This window comes from Halomonas sp. ND22Bw (genome assembly GCF_003011945.1).
In the GTDB taxonomy this organism is placed as follows: Bacteria; Pseudomonadota; Gammaproteobacteria; order Pseudomonadales; family Halomonadaceae; genus Halomonas; species Halomonas halophila.
Window position 1 is genome coordinate 1 of the sequence record NZ_PXWD01000223.1, and the last position, 419, is coordinate 419.

Sequence of the window (419 nt, forward strand, 5' to 3'; positions counted from 1 at the left end):
GTGAGTGGTAGTTCCCCATCTTGTCGTAGGCGGCGGGGATGCCAAGTCTCATGGCCTCCTCGACGATGTCGATGGCCCTGTACGAGTCCTCCGGCACTGCGAGCGCACCCTCGCCCTGTCCCGTCTCGTACAGGCTGGCCAGGTTCATCATGGCCTTCCAGTGCTTGCGCTCGGCCGCTTGCGTCCAGAGTTGCTCGGCCTTCTTCCAGTCGCGCTGGTTGGGCCAGAGGCCGGCGCGCGTCACATAGAGCGCCTCCTGGTGCCACGCCTCGGCCTGCCGGTCGATGGGCGGCACAGCGTCGGCCTCGTAGGTGCAAGCGAATTCCTTGCGGTGTGGGTCGAAGGCCTTGAGGGCTTGGTGGCGCGGGAGCGGGTCTTTGGGGGTCATCTTGTCGCAGGCTGTGAGGTTGAACGCGACC

Annotated in this window: 1 protein-coding gene; it reads right to left on the minus strand. The window is 65.9% G+C overall.

All coding sequences use genetic code 11. The features are described 5' to 3' along the window. The coding region (locus CVH10_RS25755) for a sel1 repeat family protein (RefSeq protein WP_181244464.1) at nt 1-419 on the minus strand (419 nt) is incomplete at both ends.